The organism is Ideonella azotifigens (assembly GCF_006519715.1).
Lineage (GTDB): Bacteria > Pseudomonadota > Gammaproteobacteria > Burkholderiales > Burkholderiaceae_C > Ideonella > Ideonella azotifigens.
The window spans coordinates 1-2,197 of the sequence record NZ_VIDT01000812.1 but is presented as its reverse complement, the minus strand read 5'-3'; the positions used below and the strand labels follow the sequence as shown (position 1 = coordinate 2,197).

The following is a 2,197-nucleotide window of genomic DNA, read 5'->3' as shown; positions in this document are numbered from 1 at the left end:
CGGGTGCCGCGCTTGGCGGTCTTTTCCATCATGACGAGCTGCGCTCCTGCGCTTCGGCCAGGCCGAGCAGCGCATGGATGGCGGCGACGACCAGCGTCGAGCCGCCCTTGCGACCGCGGATCACGATCCACGGCACCTCGTTCACCGTGGCCATCAGGTCCTTGGACTCGGCCGCCGAGACAAAGCCCACCGGCATGCCGACGACCAGCGCCGGCTTCACGCCCTCTTCGCGAATCAGCCGCACCAGCTCGATCAAGGCCGTGGGCGCATTGCCGATGCCGACGATGGCGCCGTCCAGCAGGCCGTGGCGATGGGCCTGGCGCATGGCCTGCACGGCGCGCGTCGTGCCCTCGGCGGTGGCCTGGGCGATCACGTCCGCGTCGCTGATGAACTGGTGCGTGGCCATGCCGAAGTGGGCCAGCCGCGGGCGCGAGAGGCCCACGCAGATCATCTCCACGTCCGCCACCACCGGCGCGCCGCCGGCCAGCACCGCGCGCAGCCCGGCGGCCACCGCGTCGGGGTGGAAGTCGGTCAGGCCGTTGAAGTCGAAATCGGCGTTGGCGTGGATCATGCGGCGCACGATGGACCACTGGGCGGACGTGTAGAAGGCCTGCGGTCCGACCTCGGCGTCGATCACCGCAAACGAGTCGTGCTCGATCGCGCGGCCGGCCGCCGTCAGCTGCTCGGTGACGACGTTGCCGTTCGGGATCTCAGGCATGGCTGTGGCCCGCGTGGTCGTGGCCGTGCGCACGGTCGTGTGCATGCCCGTGCTCATGTGCATGGTCATGCGCCTGCGCCGGCACGTGGCCGTCGTCGTGGTGATGGTGGCCCTGGCCGTGCTCCTCGGCGAAGAGGCGGAACTTGCAGCCGTCGCAAGGCATCAGCGCTTCGGGCGCGCCGTCCAGCAGGTCGTGCACGCGCTGGTCCATCAGCCCGAAGATTTCGGGCTCGAAACCGAAGTAGTGGCCGCTGGCAAAGCGCACATGCGGGTACTGCAGGCGCAGGTGATCGATCTGCCGGCCGATGCGCTGCACCAGCGTGCCGGTGAACAGGTAATACGGCAGCACGACGATCTGCCGCATGCCCAGCAGCACCTGGCGCTGCACGACCTTTTCCAGCCGCGGCCAGGTGATGCCGGTGAAGGCCAGGTCCACCAGCTCGTGGTCAGTCTCTTCCAGCAGCCAGCGCGCCATCTTGGCCAGCTCGCCATTGGCGCCGCGGTCCGACGAGCCGCGGCCCAGCACGATCACGCCGGTGCCGGTCGGGTCTGGCATGTCCAGCGTGTTCATCGCGCTGCGCAGCTGGCGGCGGAGGATTTTCAGGATTTGTTCGCCGGCACCCAGGTGCGGCGCGTAGAGGAACTGCACGCCCGGGCTTTCGGCCCGCGCCTCGGCGATGTGCTCGGGGATCTCCATCTTCGCGTGGCCGGCCGCGTTGAGGATCAACGGCAGCACCAGCACGCGCCGGCTGCCGATTGCGGCGCGGCGCAGGCCGGCTTCCAGCATCACCTCGGCGAATTCGATGAAGCAGACCTCGATGCGCCATTCGGGGTGCCTGGCTCGCCACTGCGCGGCGAACAGCTCGATCTCGTCGTTGCCGCTGCGTTCTCTTGACCCATGCCCGATGATCAGGACCGTATCGGTCAGTGCGGCGTGGGTGTGCGCGGCGGTTTGCAGTGCGATGGGCACGATGTCGTTCATGAGGTTTCCTTCGTGGCTTCGCTCGCGCGCCGGAAGCGGTGCGTGAACGTGGCGTCGTACAGCTTGGATTTGGTGAGCTCGGCCCAGCCGCGCGCGCCCAGCGTGGGGCTGGCGATGACCATGGCCTGGCTGACGATGCCGGCCTCGCGGCACAGCTGCTTGATGGTGGCCACCGTGCCGCGCACGATGCGCTCTTCGCCCGGCCAGCTGGCCTTGTGCACCACCAGCACCGGTGCGTCTTCCGGCCAGCCGGCTTCGCGCAGGCCTGCCTCGACCTTGTGCAGCAAGGTGATGGACAGGAAGATGCACAGCGTGCAACGGTGCGCCGCCAGCTCGGCCAGCGATTCGCCGGCCGGCATGGGCGTGCGGCCCTCCACGCGGGTGAAGATCGTCGTCTGCGTGACCTCGGGCAGCGTGAAGCTTTCGACCGCCGCGGCGGCCGAGGCCATGGCCGAAGACACGCCCGGGACCACGCCGATCGGGATGCCGGCGGCGTC

The 2,197-nt window shown here is 69.2% G+C and carries 3 protein-coding genes; all 3 read right to left on the bottom strand.

Annotation, left to right across the window (positions count from 1 at the left end):
* Window positions 1–28: 28 nt before the first annotated feature.
* Entirely contained in the window at window positions 29–718 is a 690-nt protein-coding gene (locus FKP22_RS27960; protein WP_211361624.1) for a precorrin-8X methylmutase, read from the bottom strand.
* On the bottom strand, window positions 711–1,700 hold the full coding sequence (locus FKP22_RS27955; RefSeq protein ID WP_141291304.1) for a sirohydrochlorin chelatase: 990 nt from the start codon (window positions 1,698–1,700) through the stop codon (window positions 711–713). The genes FKP22_RS27960 and FKP22_RS27955 overlap by 8 nt, the downstream gene beginning before the upstream one ends.
* Window positions 1,697–2,197 (bottom strand): SAM-dependent methyltransferase (locus FKP22_RS27950; RefSeq protein WP_233446985.1); only part of this gene is annotated, 501 nt, incomplete at its 5' end. The genes FKP22_RS27950 and FKP22_RS27955, both read right to left, overlap by 4 nt.